Source organism: Chitinophaga sp. XS-30 (assembly GCF_008086345.1).
GTDB lineage: Bacteria > Bacteroidota > Bacteroidia > Chitinophagales > Chitinophagaceae > Chitinophaga.
On record NZ_CP043006.1, the window covers coordinates 5,166,417 to 5,185,840 of the forward strand.

Consider the following 19,424-nt stretch of genomic DNA (forward strand, 5'->3'; position numbering starts at 1 on the left):
AAGAGGGCGCACCGGAACCGATGCGCCCTCTTGCTGTTGTCAGCATAAATATTTTACTGTTCATCCCACCATACCCGCTGGTTCAGGTAGGTAGGTTTATCTGCATTGGGATTGGCTTCCAATACTCTCTCGATATTGTAATTGATCTCATAGCTCGGTACGGCAAACCTTCTCGGCCAGTCCGTAGCGTTGGGGTATGCATCGGCAAAGCAGTGCGAAGGGCGCTGAAATCCTTTGTAAACGCCGGCGGCCTCGTTGTAATTACCGGATGCATCGGTACAGTAATCCATCCTGCGCAGGTCCGCCCACAGTTCGATGGAATACGACAGGGCGATGTATTTCTGTATCATGATGTGACTGAGGGTGAGGGCATTGGCATCCTGCACCACGGAGCTGCTGGCGAGATAATCTTCGATGGCGGTGGCGTTGATGCCGAGCAGGCCCATATGTGCGCGGATACCTGCTTTATAGGCCGTGAGCGCGTCAGCCGGGCGGCTTTGGCGGAACATGATCTCCGCTTCGATGAATTTCATTTCCGCATTGGTGAGCAGCAGGCCTTTGCCGCCGCGTTCCGTGTACCAGGTGCCGGTGGACTGGATGCGGTCTCCGGGGCCGGGGGCGGCGGGGGTTTTGCGCATGATCACATATACGGAATCCTTGTTGCTGAAAGCATTCGTGCTGGCATTAAAGGAATAGCTGGCAGGGCCTGTCTTGGGAAGATCGGATGTCATGTCTACCCCTTGCGAGCGGATCAGGTTGCCGGCTTTGTCCGCCTGACGCGGTACCAACAGATCGATACGCGGATCTTCCATCGGGCCGGTCGGCGCACCGGTATAATTATTCGTCAGGTAATCCAGGTACAACTTGGTGATCCTTGCGGAAAGCCCTGTGTTAGCGTACTGCAGGGCCGCTTTAACCGAACTGCTGGTGGTGGCCGATTCATCCACATACTGCATCACGGCGCTTTGCGCATTCTCCTGGGGAGCATTCGCCAGCGCTGCCAGTACGGCATCCGGGTTATATTCCGCTGTTTTGGACAGGTGATTCAGGAAACGGGCTTTCAAGCCATATGCCAGGCGTATCCATTTATCCACGCTCCCATTATTGAGGATATCCCCTTTAGCCAGTTCCGGAGCGCCGATCTCCTGTGTTTTTTGCAGGTCTGCAATACCTTCATCCAGCAGTTCCAGTACTTTTCCCTGGATGTAGGAACCGTCGTCGAATTTTGGCGTGATGGTGCTGGCATCGTCAAACTCATCATAGGGCATCATGCCATAGAAATCAGCGAGCGCACCGAAGCCCCATGCCTTGATGATCTTGGCGGCGCCGATGTAGTGATAAGCCCCCACTTTCTCCGCAGCGGCAATGAGGGGAGCAACGTTCACAGCGGAGTTTACATACCAGCACTGCCAGGGCCAGTTGGCGCTGGATGTATTGGAATACCAGCGGGTGAGGTTCCAGTTGTTATTGACCGCATAGGTCACGGCCAGTTGCTGCGACAGGAATGCGGCCCTTGTGCCGGCGCTTTCATATGCATCCACGAACTGGGCGATCAATGGCGGAAGGCGCTGATCTGCCGTTGGTACGGTAGAATTGGCGCTGTTGGGATTGTCGTTGATGTCCAGCCACTTCTTGCAGGAAGTGAGAACGATCGACAAGCTGAGTATATACAGTAGTTTTTTCATTTCCGTTACTTTTAGAATTTGAGATTTAAACCGAGCGCGAAGCCTGATGTTGCCGGCACACCGCAATAGTCAATGCCCACAGATCCCGAACCTATCACACCCGCTCCGGCGGCGCTGGTTTCCGGGTCCATACCGGAATAGTTGGTGAACAGCAGCACATTGGTACCGGATGCGGTAAGGGTAGCGCCTTTCAGGAAGGGCAGTTTCCGCAGTGCCGGCTGAGGCAGCGAATAGGCCAGTGATATGGAGCGAAGGCGCAGCCAGTTCACTTTCTCGATGAAAGACGGCGCATTGTTCAACAGGATGTCCCGGTAGTATTTCTCATCGGCCACTACCGTCCTGGTCACTTCTTCATACTTGGCGGTAGCCGGGTTGAGGGCCATGCCGGTAAAGGTGATCTCGCTACCTCTGTTCGCGGTCCTTTCGCTCAGGCCATATGCGGTAAGCAGGTATTCGGTACCGTTGTATATATCTCCGCCAACACGGAAATCAAACAAAAATGAAAAATTGAATGATTTGTAGGAGAAGCTGTTGTTCAGACCGCCGAGCAGCTTCGGTTCACGGTTACCTACCGGTGTAGTAGTCAGCGTAGAGGTCAGCGGATAACCGGTATCCCAGTTCAGCAGCAGGTTCCCGTCATCATCCGTTTGCCATTTGGAGCCGCTCAGGCCCATGAAAGTACCACCGTCGAAGGAGGCAGCTTTGGCGTTGCCTACCTGCACATCGGTCACATACAGGATGGGCAGGGCGCCGGGCAGGGCTTTTACTTTTCCGCGGTTACCGGAAACATTCAGCATCACATCCCAGCGGAAATCTTTCTTCCGGATGGGGTTGGCGGTTACCGTTACTTCCAGGCCCTTGTTCTCGATCTCGCCGGTATTCACAAAGCTCAGGATATAGGCGGTAGCGTTACTCACGCGGGGTTGCAGGATCTGGTCCTTACTGTTATTGATATAATACGCAACATCCAGCCCCAACCGTCCGTTAAGGAACCGCAGTTCGGTACCGAACTCCGTGGATGTGGTGGTTTCCGGTTTCAGCAGATCGTTACCACGCGTCCAGTAATTGCGGAAACCGCCGCCGATGGTCTGCTCCGGACCGAAGAGATAAGTATTCGTCTGGTAGGCCGGGGCATCCTTACCCACCTGCGCCCAGGAGGCGCGCACCTTGCCGAATGACAGGATGCTGCTCTTCGGCAACAGCTCGGTAAATACAAAGCTGCCGCTGAAAGAGGGATAGAAGAAGGACTGGTTCTGCACGGGCAGGGTGGACGACCAGTCATTACGCCCCGTCACGCTCAGGAAGATGGTATTGCGGTAGGATACGCGCAGATCACCGTACACCCCTACAAGGCGTTTCCGGTTGATGTTCTCTGAAAAGTATTTGTCTTCCGGATTGGCATTGTTCAGCGTGTGAAAATCCGGGATGATAAAGTTCTCAGAACGATGGGAAACGGAACGCAGGTAAGTGTCTTCCGATGAGGTCCCCAATACCAGGCTGGCATCCCAGTCGTTGAACGTTTTATGGAAATTGAGCATCAGGTTGGAGTTCACATAATTGTAACGGCGATCTGTTTTGGATAACATACCGTTCTGCCAATCCAGCTTTACACTTGAGTTGGCGGCGATCAGATTGCTGTAGGCCGTAACGTAATTATCTACCCCCAACCGGTAAGTAGCGTCAAACCAGTCGGTGAACTTCACAGTAGCATATATATTACCGATGAAACGATCGGTCTGGTCCGATTGCGGATTCTTGTTCAGTATCCAGTAGGGATTGTCCACATTCGCATCCAGGGAAAGATCGGGAAGGAGCAGACGCTTCGTACCGTCCGGGTTCAGCCAGGTTTTCATTTCATCGTTACGGGGCCAGGCGATGATGCTTTCCATGTAACCTGAGCCGCTGGAGCCCCACAGTCCACTACCGGTCAGGGTCTTCTGCGTTTCACTGGTGGAATAGGAAGCATTTACCCCCAGGGTAACGATGCCCAGTTTCTGCTCCCCGTTAAAGCGAATGGTAGAGCGCGTAAAGTTAGTAGTGGGCACTACACCGGACTGATTGAGGTTGGAGCCGGACAGGAAGAAATTACCTGTCTTTGATCCACCGGAGAGGCTGAAGCTGTTGTCGAAGGCATTGGCAGTTTCGAAGAAATCGCCCATGTTATCGTACACGGCTTCTCCCGGCTCAAATTTATCGCCCCAGGAACGGGTCGTTTCATCCGTGAAGCTGCCGTTATAATAGGAGCCTTGTTTGTAGATGCCTTGTTGTTTCGGCAGCCTGTTCACCCAGTTGGTGATATAGCGGGAAGTGACGGAACCCGTTACGGTACCTTCCTGGCCTTTTTTGGTGGTGATGATGATAGCGCCTGCAGCTGCGCGGAGGCCGTATAATGCAGCCGCAGCGGGACCTTTCAGCACGGAAATGGATTCAATGTCTTCCGGGTTGATATCCATCGCGCGGTTGCTGTTGGTGGTAGCCAGGTTGGTGGTACCATCAAAGGCGCTGTTATCGCCCTGACCGGTAGAGTTGTCCATTGGCATACCATCAATGATAAAAAGCGGCTGATTGTCCCGCTCCAGGGAAGTTCCGCCACGAATAACGATGGAGGCCGAGCTGCCCGGTGCACCACCGGAATTGGTAATGCTAAGACCGGCGATCTTGCCGTTCAGCGAATTGATCAGGTTAGGGTCCTTATTCTTGAGCAGTTCATCCGACTTGATGTCCTGCACGGAATAACCCAGTTCCTTCTTTTCCTTTTTGATGCCCATCGCGGTTACCACCACTTCGCCAAGCGCCGTTTCGGACAGCCTCATGGTGATGTTCAGCGTACTGCTTTCCCTCACCGTTACCTCCTGGTCTGCATACCCGATGAAAGAAAGCACCAGCACTTCGCCGCTGCTGGCCTGAATGGTAAAAATACCGCGTACATCCGTCTGTGCGTTCCTGGTGGTGCCTTTGATCCTTACCGTAACACCTGGCATAGGGCTGCCTTCATCTGAAAGTACGGTTCCTGTAATCGTCTTTTGCTGTTGTGCCTGCATGGCGTCCGGCAACAACAGCATTACTGCCGAACAGATCGCCAGTAACCGGAGAAGTCTTCTCATGTTGTGTAGTTTTAGAAATTGGTTGAATAGAAAAATTGCTAAATTCTAGTTACCTGTTACATTACATACATAGGTATAAATGACCCCGGATCGCATGCCTGTTCCGTTATCGGCATGCATTGTATTGATTCACATTTTTTGGGCAGATATTACACCCCTGGTTTGTTACACTGTCCTGATCGATTGAAAATGCAGTAGTATTATTGAGCGATTCTGAATTTGATTTAATTTTTGACGCAAGCCGATGAGCGGCAAGGTTCCTGTATTATGTCGATTTTGATTTTTGTTCCTCTTCGATTTTGATCCTGATTTGTCCGGTCACTGTCTTGCAGTAATGTTCTCTTCGATTCGATCCTGATTCATCCGGTTACTGCTGTCCTGTAATATTTCTTTGATTTTGATCTCCGCCACTGTCTTGCGGTAATGTCCTCTTCGATTTCGGTCCTGATTCATCCGGTTACTGCCAGGCTGCAGCATTTCCCCGATTTAACTTCTGGTATTTGCCTGATTAACGCTAATATACGCGGTATTGTGCCTATTTTCAAGCATTAGTCTGAATTTTTTTGCGGTATTTTCTCCACAATCCGCTAAAACGCAGACAGGGACAGGTATGCGGAGATACCTGTCCCTGTCTGCCCTATTTTGATATACTTATCTTGTCTGCGCCAGCGGGCTGCCGAATACTGTTTTCAGCAGGTCTGTCACCCGGGCTGCGGGGTCCTGCCGGATCTTTTGTTCCTCCAGTCCCACTTCATGGAATATTCCGGCAATGGCCTTTTCCGTTACATAAGCCGTGAGGTCTGTATTGACCGGTGTGGAGGAGAATTTATTATACGTGGAGAAAATGTCCGACCAGTATTTGGTGGCATCTACATTTTTGAGCGCGTTGTTGATCACGGGGCGGAAAGCGGTGGTCAGGGCGTCCGTGGTCTTCTGCTTGAAATAATTGGTGGCGGCGAAGTCCCCTCCCCGCAGGATACCGATAGCATCGGTGATGGTCATTTGCCGGATGGCATTAACGAAAATGGGGGTTGCCGATTTTGCGGCCTCTTCAGCGCCCCGGTTCATGGCCAGCACAGCTTTGTCCACCAGGCTGCCGAAGCCCACATTCCGCAAAGTGGACTCTACTTTCTTCGCCTCAGGCGGCATCAATATCTTCAGCGCGGCATTGGCGAAAAAACCGTTCAGGGAAGAAAGCCTTCCGGTACTGTTCTGTGTGCCGATGGTCAGCGCTTCCTTCAGCCCGGCCGCTATCTGTGCGGTGCTGCCCGTCTGCCCGGTGGAGGCCGGGAGAGTGCTGAGGATCTGCTGGGTGGTTTCACAACCGGTAAAAAGCCATAAAACAGTGAGTGCTCCGAGTATCCTTTTTTTCATGGTAGTGTGCATTGGGTTTATCAACAGGCACAAAGATATGTGATCTTTCGGCAGTTCAATTGTTTGAATTATACAAGTATATGTTTCGCAGCCGTAATAACCGCCGTGCCTGCGCCATCTACCTTTGTGATATCAAAAACAAAAAAGATGAAAACAAAAGTATGGTTTATCACGGGGGCTTCCAAAGGATTGGGGCTTGCGCTCGTGCAAAAATTGCTCGCTGCCGGATACCGTGTAGCGGCAACATCCCGGAACGTTGCAGACCTGCAGAAAGCCGTAGGCGCGGGGCCGGACAACTTTCTTCCGCTTGGCATGAACCTGCTGGATGAAGCGGATGTGGAAAAGGGCATTCAGCAGACCGCCGCGCATTTCGGGCAGTTGGATGTGATCGTGAACAATGCCGGTTACGGATTGTTAGGTGCGCTGGAAGAACTGAGCGATGCGGAATCCAGGGCTAACTTTGATGTGAACGTATTCGGTTCCCTGAATGTAATCCGCAAGGCGCTGCCGATCCTGCGGGCGCAGCAGTCCGGGCATATATTCAATGTATCTTCTATCGGCGGTTTTACAGGGGCTTTCCCGGGATTCGGCATTTACTGCGCTACGAAATTCGCTGTGCAGGGCTTAACGGAATCCCTCGCCACCGAAGTGAAACCTTTCGGTATTCATGCCACCATCGTTTCACCCGGTTATTTCCGCACCAGTTTTCTGACGGACAATTCACTGGGCGTTACCAAAACGGAGATCCCCGGTTACGGGCATGTACGGGAAGTACAAAACGCCCATCAGCACAGTTATAACGGCAACCAGGCCGGTGATCCGGATAAGGCCGCGGATGTGATGATACAGGTGGCGGAACAGCCTGAGCCACCGGTACATCTTTTCCTCGGGGCGGATGCGTACGCGCTGGCGGAAGAAAAGATCAGTTCCGTACGGAAAGACATGGAACAGTTGAAAAACCTGGCTACAGCTACTGCCTACGCCGTATAAATTGAACACTATGGCGGCCTTACACTATCTCATCATTTCATGCACCCTGCTGCTGTCCTGCGCAAAGCCGCGGACAGCAGCTATTTCAACATCTTCCACCATGAACAAATACATCGGCATGTGGGTAACCGGGGACGGTTATATCCGGCAGGAATTGCTGCCCAATGGCCGTTATGACGAGGCACGCGGACAAAAACAAAGCGCCTATACCGGCCGGTACGAGATCAATGGCGATCACATACAGTATTGGGACGATACCGGTTTTACGGCAGACGGCACTTTCCGGGGCAATGACACCCTCCATCACGGCGGTTACATTTTTTACCGGGAAAAGCCCAAGCAACCTTAAATTGTTTTAACTTTTCAGTATGGCAAAAACAGAGACGCTGGAAGATTTTTACCGGCAAAAGCTCAACTGGCTGCCGGAGAACCTGCAGAAGGATATCGGGCATTTCAATGTGTTCCGGCTGGAGGATTGTATGGGAACCGACAAGGCACCCGTAAAGTACAGCCGCAGGGAGTTTTATAAAGTGACGCTGATGCGCGGGCGGCATGCCTATCACTATGCCGACAAAAGCGTTGAGGTTTCCGGCACTACCCTGCTCTTCTTCAATCCCAATGTACCATACACCTTCGAACAACTCAGCGGCGACTCCACCGGGTTCTTCTGCATTTTCAAGGAAGCCTTTTTCACCAGTCACCTGCGCAACAATATCCGGGAACTTCCGATGTTCTCCCCGCAGGGCAGGCCGGGGTATCAGTTGAGCAAGCAGCAGGACAAGCTCGTCAGCGGTATTTTCGAAAAAATGCTGACGGAGATCGCATCCGATTATGTGTATAAATATGATCTGATCCGGAATTATGTGACGGAGATGATCCATCATGCCATGAAGATGCAGCCCACGGAAACCCTTTATCAGCATGTAGACGCCAATGCGCGGATCACCGCCGTGTTCACGGAGCTGCTGGAGCGGCAGTTCCCGATAGAATCCCCCACCCAGCGGTTCTCGCTGCGTTCCGCGCGGGATTTTGCGGAGCAGCTGGCCGTGCATGTGAACCATCTCAACCGCGCCATCCGTCATACCACCGGCAAAACTACCACCGATCACATCTTTGAGCGGCTGGCCAGTGAAGCCATGGCATTGCTCAAACACACGAACTGGAACATTTCCGAGATCAGCTACAGCCTGGGATTTGAGGAGCCCGCCCACTTCAATCACTTTTTCAGGAAACAGACCAGCCAGACGCCCACCGCCTACCGGGCAAACGCCCTGGCATGATCGTTACGAACGGATTATTTTTTACGGAAGCCCGAATTGATCAGCGCCGATCCGCTCAGGGGAAGATAGAAATTATTTACATCCACGCCTGCAGCACTCACTGACGCCAGCTTGGTGTTGGCATTGGCGCCGGTGCCTTCGGTGACCTTCGCCTCATTTTCTGTGTAGATATAAGCGCGGTCCCCAATGTTACTGCCACCGGCCGTACGCGGTTCGATGAAAGCATTGGCATTAACGATCTGGCTGGATTTCATGCCCAGGTAACCATTGATCCGTAAAGACACGCCAGACGTGCGGGCAACGGTATTGTTCAGGAACTGCACCACCGCATCGTCCGTTCCGCGGAAGCTCACACCGTCGTTCGCAAAATTATCGCGGAAGAGGTTGTTGCGCACGATGTGGGTAGCGCCGTTCTCTCCCGAGCCGAAGAACTGGAACAACTCGCCCCAGCCGTCATGCACGATATTGTCATGAATATTGGAGTTGGTCACCCGGCCGCCGATGAGCAGGCCGCCACTGTGGGAAGGATTGTGCTGCATGCCCCAGTTGGTGATGTCGTTGCCGTAGACCTCCAACTGGTCGATCGCCGCCGTCTGCATACCATCCGCACCGATATTTTTGATGACATTGTTATAGATCTTCACATTCCGCCATTTGATGGGTTGCACGTACTCCTGTCCCAATACCGCACCCGCAGGCAAAGTATAATAGGAATAGTTGGTGGTCAGGTTCCAGTAGGTGGCGGTATGCCCGATGTACATGGCCTCGTTATGTGTTCCGGTGACGGACACGTCATGGATCAGGAGGTTTTCCATATACGCATTGGGATAATGCGTCAGCGGATCTGCTTTTACGGGATCAGTTTTTGCCCAGATGCCGGTGCCGCCGTTGGTGATGGTGATATTGCTGATCTCGAAATTATCGGAACGTTCGCTGAGGGTCAGGTTGAAATACGCCGGGCGGCCGGGCTGGGTGGAGCCGTTGATCACAAAGTTCCCCTGCGTGGTGCCTTCCACTTTTACGTGGTGGCTTTTGCGGAAGCTGAGCGCCGTGGCCCAGGAACCGCTGTTCCAGGCAGGATTGCCGATGCGCAGGGTAGTACCCGGAGCGTTCCGTACCGTGATAGGCCGTCCCGCGCTGCCGTTCAGGTTTGTGAAGATCACTGCGGAAAAGGTGCCTTTGAGGTTGATGATATCCCCCGGCTTGTAGGTGCCGGCCTTATCGTCGATCACCAGGCGGCCTTCCTTGTCCGGCACCAGTGTGTACTGTTTGGCATTCGGGTCCGGGTCAGGCGCAGGCTTTGCCGGGTTTTCCGTTTCCAACGGCAATTCTTCGGAAATAGTTTTAGTGCAACTGGTGAAAGTAAGGAATAAAGTAATGAATAAGCCCAGCATGGTGCTTGAATTGAAGCGGTTTTTTGTCATGGTTTTTCTTAAGTCTATGGTCAAATAATAGCGGCTGCTGACACCCGGCCGGTGTTACAGCTCTCCTGTGATATGGTTTAGGTTTTTGCTCCCTTGCGGGCGCACGCCGGTAACAGCAAAAAAACGGCCATATTTCAGAAATATTATCCCTTCATCAAACCCTGACACAGTTACGAAGGTAGCGCTGAAAGCGGATACTCTTTGCGCATCGCTTCGGATTTTTCATATTTATTTCTATTTTACATGACTATCAAGGGATGCAGCGCGGAAAATAAGATAAAGATTTTCATCGATACATCAGAAATGTTTATGTATAAAAAATTTCGTCCTGTACCCCGTTTTACATTCAAAATACCGCTCATGCGCATCCGCAGAAAACCTTTAGCCATCGTTTCCCTATCCGCAGCCCTCGCCGCGCTGGCCGTATTTGCCGGGTTCCGGTCCGCCCCGCCCGCCGCAAAAGCGCCGCGTCCCAATATCATTGTCATTCTTGCGGATGACCTGGGTTTTTCAGATGTGGGCTGTTATGGCGGGGAGATCAGCACCCCGAATATCGACTACCTCGCGCAGAACGGCATCCGTTACACGCAGTTCTATAATACCTCGCGCTGCTGCCCTACCCGGGCCTCGCTGCTGACCGGCCTGTATAACCAGCAGGCAGGCATCGGCAAGATGACGGAGCTGGAGAACCAGCCCGGTTACCAGGGGCATCTGGCGGAAAACACCGTCACCCTGGCAGAAGTGCTGAAAACGGCAGGTTACCGCACGGCCATGACCGGCAAGTGGCATGTTTCCAACACCTTCGAGCAGAAAACCCGGGAAGCGCAGATGGCCTGGCTCAATCACCAGCAGGAGGGCGGAGACTTCTCCCCCATCAGCCAATATCCCGTCAGCCGCGGTTTCGATAAATTCTACGGCACCCTCTGGGGGGTGATCGATTTTTTCGACCCCTTCAGTCTGGTTAATGGCGTTACGCCGGTAAAAACCCTGCCGCCGGACTATTACCATACCGACGCCATTAACGATACTACTGCCGCCTATATCCGGGAATTCGCGCAATCCCCCGACCCGTTCTTTATCTATGTAGCCCATAACGCGCCGCACTGGCCGCTTCATGCGCTGCCGGAAGATATCGCCAAATATAAGGACACCTACAAGGGTGGCTGGGACAGCATCCGCGAGGCCCGCTACCGGAAAATGGTGCAGCTCGGGCTGATCGACCCCGCCAAAACACCGCTGCCTAAACGCTGGGAAGACGAGCTCAGCTGGGAGAACAACCCCGCGAAGGAATGGGATGCCGAAGCCATGGCCGTACATGCCGCGATGGTTGACCGGATGGACCAGGGCATCGGCCGCATCATACAGGCGCTGCGGGAAACCGGGCAGCTGGATAACACACTGATCCTCTTCCTGTCAGACAACGGTGCCAGTCCGGAAGACTGCTCCGCCTACGGCCCCGGTTTCGACCGCCCGGACGAGACCCGCGACGGCCGCAAGATCGCCTACCCAACGAAAAAAGAGGTGATGCCCGGCCCCCAGACCTCCTTTGCCTCCATCGGGCGGCGCTGGGCCAATGTCGCCAATACGCCCTACCAGTATTGGAAAGCAGAATCCTTCGAAGGCGGAATCCATACCCCGCTGATCGCCCACTGGCCGAAAGGCGTCAAAGTGAAGAAAGGCAGCTTCAGCGCCCATACCGGTCATGTGATGGACTTTATGCGCACCTTTACGGAGCTGGCCGGGGCGGAATACCCCGCTCATTTTGAGGGACGCACCATCACTCCCAGCACCGGCATCAGTCTAGCCCCATCCTTCCGCGACCGGAAAAGCAGCGGCCACGCCACCCTGTTCAACGAACATTTCGGGGCGCGCTACGCCCGTTCCGGCAACTGGAAGCTGGTATCCGCGGCCGGGGACAGCACCTGGCGGCTGTTTGACCTGGCCACCGATAAAACGGAACTGCAGGATGTCGCCGCCGCTCACCCGGATAAAGTACGGCAACTGGACAGCCTCTGGCGGCAATGGGCCTGGAGCCACCAGGTATTCCCGAAGCCCGGGCGTCGCTGAGATATTTGTTTTTCTCGTAAAATCTGTTCAATTTTACACCGCAACAAATGATTGCGTTTACCCGTCAGCGCCTCCCATCCGCGGAGGATAGCTGCTCTCCTACCTGTTTTTCACTGGCCTACATGTTTCACTGTTTATCGGCACCCCTTTCCTTTTCCATAAAGGAACGGCATGTCTGTATTTTTTAATGTGATAACAAGTAAGGCCAATGAGCATCCATATAGATATATCGCCTGGATATGAGTTTTTGAGAGATTACGTGGAAAAGATCCCGCAAAGGTTCAATTCCCTCGGTGAAGTGGTACATAAAACCCGGAATGTGATCCGGGTGGATATGGGGAATAATGTGAAGCTGGTGATCAAATCTTACCGGAAGATCTATCTCCTGAACCGGTTCTTCTACGCCCATGTGCTGCCCTCCAAGGCCAAAAGGGCTTACCTATACGCTAAAATGCTGATAGACAAGGGCTTTACCACCCCCGAACCGGTAGCGTACATCGAATGCATCCGCAACGGCCTGATGCAGGAAAGCTTCTTCATCAGCACCTATACCGACTACACGGAGCTGAAATACATTGCCGACATGCCCCCGGAAGAAGGCGGCGCTGTACTGAAAGCGCTTGCCCTATACACCTTCAAACTGCATCAGCAGGATATCTACCACAAAGACTACTCGGTAGGTAATATCCTCTTTAAAAAGAACGGCGACAGCTACGATTTCACGCTGGTGGACAATAACCGGATGAAATTCAGCCGGAGCTCCTTCGCCTACCGGATGAAGAACCTGCGGCGGCTGGACCTGCCGCTGCCGGCGCTGGCGTATCTGTGCCAGGAGTACGCGCGGCTGAGCGGGGAGAATGAGCTGCTGGCGTTGACGACGATGTTGAATTATAGGCGGAGGAGGGTGTTGTTTGCTTATAGGAAGGGGTGGATGAAGGGGTTTTTAGGGGGTAGGAGTCTGTAAACATAGCAAGAAAATCGGACATCTTGCCGGGCGTGATTTCTATTTTTTTTCCTGACGTATTAATGCAGCGATGTATCTTATCTTCGATTTTAGAAAGGCAAAACTGATACAGGAATGATATAGAACTTACAAAAAATGAAAGCTTAGCTCGAAGTGAATTCATTCTATTTTTAAATCTCAACTTACTACTAAAGAAGTAGTGAAGTGAAATACTTCATAAGCAGAATGTTTTCAAAAGCACTTTCAATTTATTGCTTAAAACAAAACATAGTCGATGAAGAAATCCATTTCGCCGTTCATGCAACGATCCGTTTATAGGAAAAGAAAAATTTTGCATGCTACATTGGAAGCCATAATAGGTCTATTCATTCTCTTATGGATATATACTGGCCTGAATAAGGCACTGGACTTGGAGAATTTCAAGGTTCAACTCGGACGATCACCTTTTATACAACCACTGGCACCATGGATTGCTTTAGTTCTTCCAGTTGGTGAAATACTATTGGCATTACTCCTGGTTATAAAGAGAACAAGATTGATAGCACTGTATACATCATTCTTTGCTATGGCACTCTTCACGGGTTATGTATTTATAATGCTGAGATACAGTTACGATCTTCCTTGCAGCTGCGGAGGTGTTCTAGAGGCATTGTCGTGGGAAAATCATTTGATATTTAACTTTACAGGAACTATACTGGCTGCTGTAGGAATATTCTTACAGATCGGAACTACCGCAAGTAAAAGCGTTAAATCTGAGTGATACAGTTGTTACAGTTATAATAAAGAAATTTATAGCTCTAAGAATCTAAATATAATTGATCAATAAACAGGAACCTGCCCTGTACAAAAAAGGTAGTTGTTAATCTTCTATTTCATCACTTAAAAATTTAGTTTTATGACAAAGTTAAAATTCAGTTTTGGGTTACTGGTTGCTATTTGTGCGATCGCACTAACAGTAACAACCAATGCGAAATCTATTTTTGCTGCTTGCTCAACAGTTGTAACAATCACGAATCCTGACCCGGATGTTGTATTTTCACAAGGAGACAGTTACCTTAGCGTTAACCAATATCAAGGCAGGACAGATTCCCAGCTCAACACACCGAGCTTTGACACTGAAGCTTGCGATGGTGTACTGGAAGAGTTTTGCTGTGCAACCAAAGCAAACCCTTCTGCACCAGTAGTTTTACTTTACAGAACAATTCCGTAACAAACTGGGCAAAGCACCAACTGCTACCAGTTGGTGCTTTGCATTTAAGATTATTAAATGATGAACGGAAAACATACATTAGCTGTCTTTTCACTTTTGGCTACTGCTATTTTTATCATCCTCTGGTTAAAAAATAGTACATATTTGCCGAACGTAAAGAACAATGGGTTTAAACGAAAATGGATAGAAAATCTCGTTGTTTTAGAGAAAGAGAAAAATATTAGTTCTGCCTTTGCTCGCTTCCCTGGAACTCACTCAGGCTACAATTTCCTTGCTACAAAAGACCCTTTCGTTTTAGTTAAATTCTCTGAAGATTTGAACCCGAAAGACACCTTCACTTTAAATCTTCCTAAAATAAACGCGTCTTACAATCCCAATATATTAGTTGTTGATTCTTTCAATGTTTTAGTAGCGCTGCCCAATTCAGCACTTTCATTTACAATCTCTTTAGATTCCGAAAAAATAGATTCAGTTAGATTACAGTCGGATATATTTACACGCTTTTCGAAAATGAGAAATTCCAGTGCTATTGTTCGTGCCCTTACTAAAGACCAAACTAGGCAATCTTTTAAAAAGATAGACCTGAAGAGTGGCGAAGTTATCAAAGAGGCGTCAATAGTTGAGAATGATAAAAGCTATATGGGATTTGATAGTGATGGAATTCTTCAATTCGACCCGATAAGAAATCTATTTATATATGTACAATACTATAGAAATGAAGTCCATTGCTTCGACACCTCCCTTAATCTGATATACAAATCAAATACAATAGATACCATAAGCACAAATTCAGCGGTGTACACAAAACTGGAGAAATTCGATTCACAAAAAGTAACCTCATCCGCAGCTAGACTTATAGTTAACAGAGAATGTATAGTAGATTCAAAAAATGGTGTATATTTCATATTGTCAAACTTGAGATCCGACGATGCAACAAACTCTGACTTCAGGGAGAACAATACATTGGATATCTATAAAATAGATGATGGAATGTATCTAGGAAGTTTTACGATACCCAAAAGAAATTCCACCTATTTTTTGTCTGCTACTATAGATTCGTCCCATCTTCTTGTTTTAAATAAAGGCAACTTGGCAAAATACAGAATTGACTATTCGAAATTATTACAAATAATGGCAAAATAGAGGTTCTTCTTAGATATCGAGCTGCACCCGGTCGCCAAAAATTATCGACAACTGCGATACCGTGATGCCCCGGTTTTGTAGTGGCTGTGTAAATTCTGACGATGTTGACCCAGGGTTCTGGGATGTTGACCCACCTGCGAAGCAGGCAATAATAGTAAGAGCTTGATGCGGGATAAAAATACAAATGGTTATTGATTGGCTTTAGATTTTTTTCTTCTCAGAGACTCACCTTTCAGTTCTATTCGATGTGCATTAGCTGTCAATCGGTCAAGGATGTCGCCAACCTGATACTCCAGGTGCATCGACATATCCCGGTTCTTAAGATATTGGTTGAAGTGGTGACAATAATGGCTATAGACATATCCGTCCGGATGTTGAACGATATACTCTCCCCAAAGTAACTGGCGGGTAACGCCGGTTTTGCCCAGTTCTCCCTGGGCGTATTGAAAATGGGTAACTAACTGCTGCAACCGATGGGCGTCATGCGCCATGCTATCATTGCCATAGGCTCTGTCGGCAAGTGTTTTACTGTCCGGATCATCACTTTCAGCCGATGTATCGTCTTTGGCCAGCAAGGCTACGTATTTGCGCACACTATTGCGGCTAATTCCTGTGCGGCGCGCTATCTCACGTATACCAACCCCGTCCTTTTGAAGCTGAAGGATCTGTTTTAACTGTTCCATTGCTATAGGCTTTTGTGCCATGCTCCGTGTTTTTGAGAGCAAATGACAGCAAAAAGCGCTTAACCAATACCGTTCGCAGGTGGGTCAACATCCCAGAATGACAACCTTCCTTCACTCTAAACAAATAGAACCAGGATGGGTCAACATCCCAGAAGCGGGAGTATCCAGACGGAGAAGATTCCCAAAAAATGGTGGCGGGTCAACATTCCAGAATGATGGGTGAACATAAAACAGAACAGTGGGTCAACATAGATCAGAATCTACAGGCTGCGTCCATTTCTTCTCTATATTCCGGGTTGTAATGTTTAAAAATAAAAAAATCGGAAATCTTTTGAAATCCGATTTTATACGTTTATACAGTCTTTGGTATAATGTCAGTTCACACTTCCTTTAGCGTTAGACACCTAATCATTCTGTCTTCAACTTTTATTGTCAGCCCATGCATTCGCAAATCCTTGTCAAGCTCTTCAATACTCCTATCTCCAACTCTAAAATCAACATCAATAGTTCCGCTATACCCAGTTTCATCGATAACTGGTATTTCTCCTGGAAATTTCATAAAATACTTATTTATAATTGCGATCATGGAGCTAACGGAGTAATTTCTTATACGAATAATATTTTCTTTCGTTCTCTCCTGCAAAGGTTCACCACCTTTGGTTCTAAAAAGGTGACTCCCTCCAGTACTAGTAATCACAAGGCATTTTTCCATTTTGTACTCAATACTTGATTTCACCGAAAAAAAACGATCTAAGTCCCGAATTACTAATGAGTCTTGTACTTTAGCCCTCCTCTCCGCAGGAAGTTTCATTATAGAGGGTTCAAATACAGTTTCATAGCAATAGATGTTTTCACTCATCCATTTACCATAGTCTATTGAATTCTGATCTGGGTAATAATATTTATCTTTGTTTTCAGGTGACTTTGTAATAATACTAACTTTCATTGCATTTGTAACTCTAGCAAGTAAACCATCGGATTGTATTGGAGACTGGGGATGAACTAGACCATATGCAGTTTGGAAAAGTCCTAAGATCGGGAAGTTTAGCATCCTTTTGGAAGCTGTGTCAACAACCTGCATTGCACCATTATTATATAAATTCATTTTAGTAAATAGTGTATAGGCTTGTACTTGTTTCATTTGATTATAGTTCGGTCCAACAATTTGATTAAATAGTGGACCGAACTTTAGAGCATGGTCGAATTTGTCGTGCTTTAATGTCAATGATACTTCGCCGGTACTTAGAAATTTTTGAATTGACTCTAAATTGGTATTATATGCGGCTAAAGTATATCTGACAAAACCCTCTTTATCAATCCAAACATGGTATGGCACAGAACTGTGAGGAAATAGTTTCTTTAGAATTTTATCAGATGTTACAATAGGAAGTTTAGTATTTTTTACAATCTCGGATCTTTCAAATAGAGATTTGAGTTCTTCATCCGTGTCAGTTGTTACTAGAAGAATTTGAATACTATCACCGAATCGTTGCTGCAACTTTTCCATTTTGGGGAATGCTGATATACATGGAATGCACCATTTGTTCCAGAAATCAATAATTACTAACTTTCCCTTAAAGTCTGCTAATTCAACACTTCTAGCTGGATAGTTTCGAAGATTTTCCAACTTAACACCATTTGGTACTCTATCACCAATTCTAAGCGGTTCAAATACTCTAGCAACTTCATTCTGTTGCAAGGGCGTTGTTTGCTGACCTCGAATACATAACGTAAATGAAATCATTAACATAACTGTTAAACAGAGTCGGATATTTTCCATATTTCTTATTTTCAACAATTTCAAATTCGCTATCTAGCACATGATCGTGTCGTTCTCAGAGTATCGGCACAAAGAACAACAAATATCTCTTTCAAAACCTTGCGGCTATCATAACTACACATAAACTACATAATATAAGATGTAAAAATGACCATATTGGGTGAAGGAATATTAGCTTCTTAATTTGAGAGATGCCTGGGACGCCCCAAAAGTAGAGTCAATAGGAGACTTATCTTTCCCATCCAATATTCTGTTGAATACCGGACAATTGAATAACATCATCTGGTATAGGAAAGGTATATCGGAAGCTATTAGGTTCCAAAATATAGGTATTCCCCCCAATTGTCCTAGTCAATGTCTCGGCGAATTGAGGATCAGTATTTAGGCGCCTCAAATCTGTCCACCGCTGTCCCCTTAAAACGAACTCCTTTTTTCTTTCGGATAATACCTTATGTAAAGCATCATTCGAATTCTCCGCTACAATAGGGACAAAAGTGTTAGAATCGTATCTATTCAACAATAGCAAATTCAAATCTCTCATAGCCTTCTCTACATCCCCTTTCCGCGCAAAGCACTCCGCTCGAATCAAATACAAATCACTAGTAGAAAGTCCCAAAAAAAGATTAGTAGTGCTATTATAGTAGTTACCTTTGAATACAATGGTTCCTGCACTTTCAATTCTAAAAAATGCCTTCTTTCTTAAATCATCCATTAAATAACTATCATACAACGTTTTTTCAATCTTACCTGATGACGTCAACATATTGTATGGGCTGCCAATACTATGAAAAATCACTTCATCATTAAACGTACCTATAAAATTTGCGCTGGTATTTATCTTATTAAAGTCAAGCAAAGTGCTGTATAAAACAAGGCATGAATCCGCAAAATCTCCTGATTCTTCGTAGTTCCCCATGCTCAGGTAAACTTTTGACAGCAGTGCAAATACTGCAGGTTGTGATGCCCTTGTTTTGAAAATCGGCCTAATGGGCAATAAATTCTTTGCTTCCATTAAGTCATCAATTATAGCTTGATAAGTAGCTTTAAGCGTCGACCTAACACTTCGAATATTAATGTCAGATTCGAATCTCAGAGGGAGTCCTAGGTCCAACTCTGAGGACAATCCATTGTAAGGTGGACAAAATACTTGCGCTAATTCATACAGATGTCTAGCCCTATTAAATAGCGCACCGCCTCTAATTCTCCTCATTCTTTCGCTGTTTTCCCCTGTTGACTTTATTTTCCCAATTCCCTCCAATACTACATTAGATGTACTAATACAGTAGTATGGAGAATTCCAATCAGCAATGTTAACATATGGTCTTTCATTTGACCAAGTATATGCATTAGATAGAAAGTCAGGAAACCCAGTTGCCCACCTTGACTCTAGCACATAATGCCCATCAGTAGCCAATTCACCTAAAGTCAATGCGCTTCTGGAGTTCATATCTAAATTATCTAACATAGCCTCGAAATCATCCAAAGTTTCGGGAACCGTAAGATTTTTATCAGGTTTCTCATCCAACCACTCCTTTGAACAAGAAATAAAGAAAATGATACTCAATGAAAATCCGATAACGAAGCAATACTTCTTCATAATCATTTTGTTTTTACAAATAACAATTCTCAATCGCATATAAATTGTCACAACGCATAAAGTTGTATTCAGAACTCCATTAAACAGCCTTTCCAAAATAATCTGACATGAAATTCCATAAAA

General features: G+C 47.8%; 15 protein-coding genes. 8 read left to right on the forward strand and 7 right to left on the reverse strand.

Annotation, left to right across the window (positions count from 1 at the left end):
• Positions 1-53: 53 nt before the first annotated feature.
• From FW415_RS20790 to FW415_RS20800, 3 genes are all read right to left on the reverse strand, one after another.
• Positions 54-1,685: a SusD/RagB family nutrient-binding outer membrane lipoprotein gene (locus tag FW415_RS20790; protein WP_148388865.1), complete on the reverse strand. Its 1,632-nt coding sequence runs from the start codon at positions 1,683-1,685 to the stop codon at positions 54-56.
• 11 nt (positions 1,686-1,696) lie between these two features.
• Complete coding sequence (locus FW415_RS20795) at positions 1,697-4,789, reverse strand: SusC/RagA family TonB-linked outer membrane protein (protein ID WP_210420753.1); 3,093 nt, start codon at positions 4,787-4,789, stop codon at positions 1,697-1,699.
• Positions 4,790-5,440: 651 nt separating this feature from the next.
• Positions 5,441-6,163 carry a DUF4197 domain-containing protein gene (locus FW415_RS20800; RefSeq protein ID WP_148388867.1) on the reverse strand — a complete coding sequence of 241 codons (723 nt, stop codon included), beginning with the start codon at positions 6,161-6,163 and terminating at the stop codon, positions 5,441-5,443.
• A 147-nt stretch (positions 6,164-6,310) separates the two neighbouring features.
• Here FW415_RS20800 and FW415_RS20805 point away from each other — a divergent pair, with 147 nt between their 5' ends.
• The 3 genes from FW415_RS20805 to FW415_RS20815 are packed head-to-tail and all read left to right on the forward strand — an operon-like array spanning position 6,311 to position 8,433.
• On the forward strand, positions 6,311-7,153 hold the full coding sequence (locus FW415_RS20805) for an oxidoreductase (RefSeq protein WP_148388868.1): 843 nt from the start codon (positions 6,311-6,313) through the stop codon (positions 7,151-7,153).
• 10 nt (positions 7,154-7,163) lie between these two features.
• The gene (locus tag FW415_RS20810) at positions 7,164-7,502 is read left to right on the forward strand and encodes an Atu4866 domain-containing protein (RefSeq protein ID WP_148388870.1); all 339 of its coding nucleotides are present in this window, start codon (positions 7,164-7,166) and stop codon (positions 7,500-7,502) included.
• 19 nt (positions 7,503-7,521) lie between these two features.
• Positions 7,522-8,433: an AraC family transcriptional regulator gene (locus FW415_RS20815; RefSeq protein ID WP_148388873.1), complete on the forward strand. Its 912-nt coding sequence runs from the start codon at positions 7,522-7,524 to the stop codon at positions 8,431-8,433.
• 14 nt (positions 8,434-8,447) lie between these two features.
• On the opposite strand, the gene FW415_RS20820 is transcribed toward FW415_RS20815, so the two are convergent.
• Positions 8,448-9,857, reverse strand: coding sequence for a right-handed parallel beta-helix repeat-containing protein (locus tag FW415_RS20820; protein ID WP_148388875.1), 1,410 nt, complete (start codon positions 9,855-9,857; stop codon positions 8,448-8,450).
• Positions 9,858-10,217: 360 nt separating this feature from the next.
• On the opposite strand from FW415_RS20820, the gene FW415_RS20825 reads away from it, so the two are divergent.
• The 5 genes from FW415_RS20825 to FW415_RS20845 all read left to right on the forward strand — a co-directional run bounded on the left by FW415_RS20825 (position 10,218) and on the right by FW415_RS20845 (position 15,241).
• The gene (locus FW415_RS20825) at positions 10,218-11,924 is read left to right on the forward strand and encodes an arylsulfatase (RefSeq protein WP_148388877.1); all 1,707 of its coding nucleotides are present in this window, start codon (positions 10,218-10,220) and stop codon (positions 11,922-11,924) included.
• Between the two features lie 208 nt (positions 11,925-12,132).
• The gene (locus FW415_RS20830; protein WP_148388879.1) at positions 12,133-12,888 is read left to right on the forward strand and encodes a lipopolysaccharide kinase InaA family protein; all 756 of its coding nucleotides are present in this window, start codon (positions 12,133-12,135) and stop codon (positions 12,886-12,888) included.
• 274 nt (positions 12,889-13,162) lie between these two features.
• Entirely contained in the window at positions 13,163-13,648 is a 486-nt protein-coding gene (locus tag FW415_RS20835) for a MauE/DoxX family redox-associated membrane protein (RefSeq protein ID WP_246858824.1), read from the forward strand.
• 135 nt (positions 13,649-13,783) lie between these two features.
• Positions 13,784-14,098 (forward strand): hypothetical protein, encoded by a 315-nt coding sequence (locus FW415_RS20840; RefSeq protein ID WP_148388881.1) that lies wholly within the window; start codon positions 13,784-13,786, stop codon positions 14,096-14,098.
• Between the two features lie 57 nt (positions 14,099-14,155).
• On the forward strand, positions 14,156-15,241 hold the full coding sequence (locus FW415_RS20845) for a hypothetical protein (protein ID WP_148388883.1): 1,086 nt from the start codon (positions 14,156-14,158) through the stop codon (positions 15,239-15,241).
• A 188-nt stretch (positions 15,242-15,429) separates the two neighbouring features.
• On the opposite strand, the gene FW415_RS25200 is transcribed toward FW415_RS20845, so the two are convergent.
• From FW415_RS25200 to FW415_RS20860, 3 genes are all read right to left on the reverse strand, one after another.
• Entirely contained in the window at positions 15,430-15,945 is a 516-nt protein-coding gene (locus FW415_RS25200) for a helix-turn-helix domain-containing protein (RefSeq protein ID WP_148388885.1), read from the reverse strand.
• A gap of 358 nt (positions 15,946-16,303) precedes the next feature.
• Positions 16,304-17,704, reverse strand: coding sequence for a TlpA disulfide reductase family protein (locus tag FW415_RS20855; protein ID WP_148388887.1), 1,401 nt, complete (start codon positions 17,702-17,704; stop codon positions 16,304-16,306).
• A 229-nt stretch (positions 17,705-17,933) separates the two neighbouring features.
• A complete protein-coding gene (locus FW415_RS20860; RefSeq protein ID WP_168208917.1) occupies positions 17,934-19,301 on the reverse strand; it encodes a RagB/SusD family nutrient uptake outer membrane protein in 1,368 nt (455 codons plus the stop codon).
• Positions 19,302-19,424 lie beyond the last annotated feature (123 nt).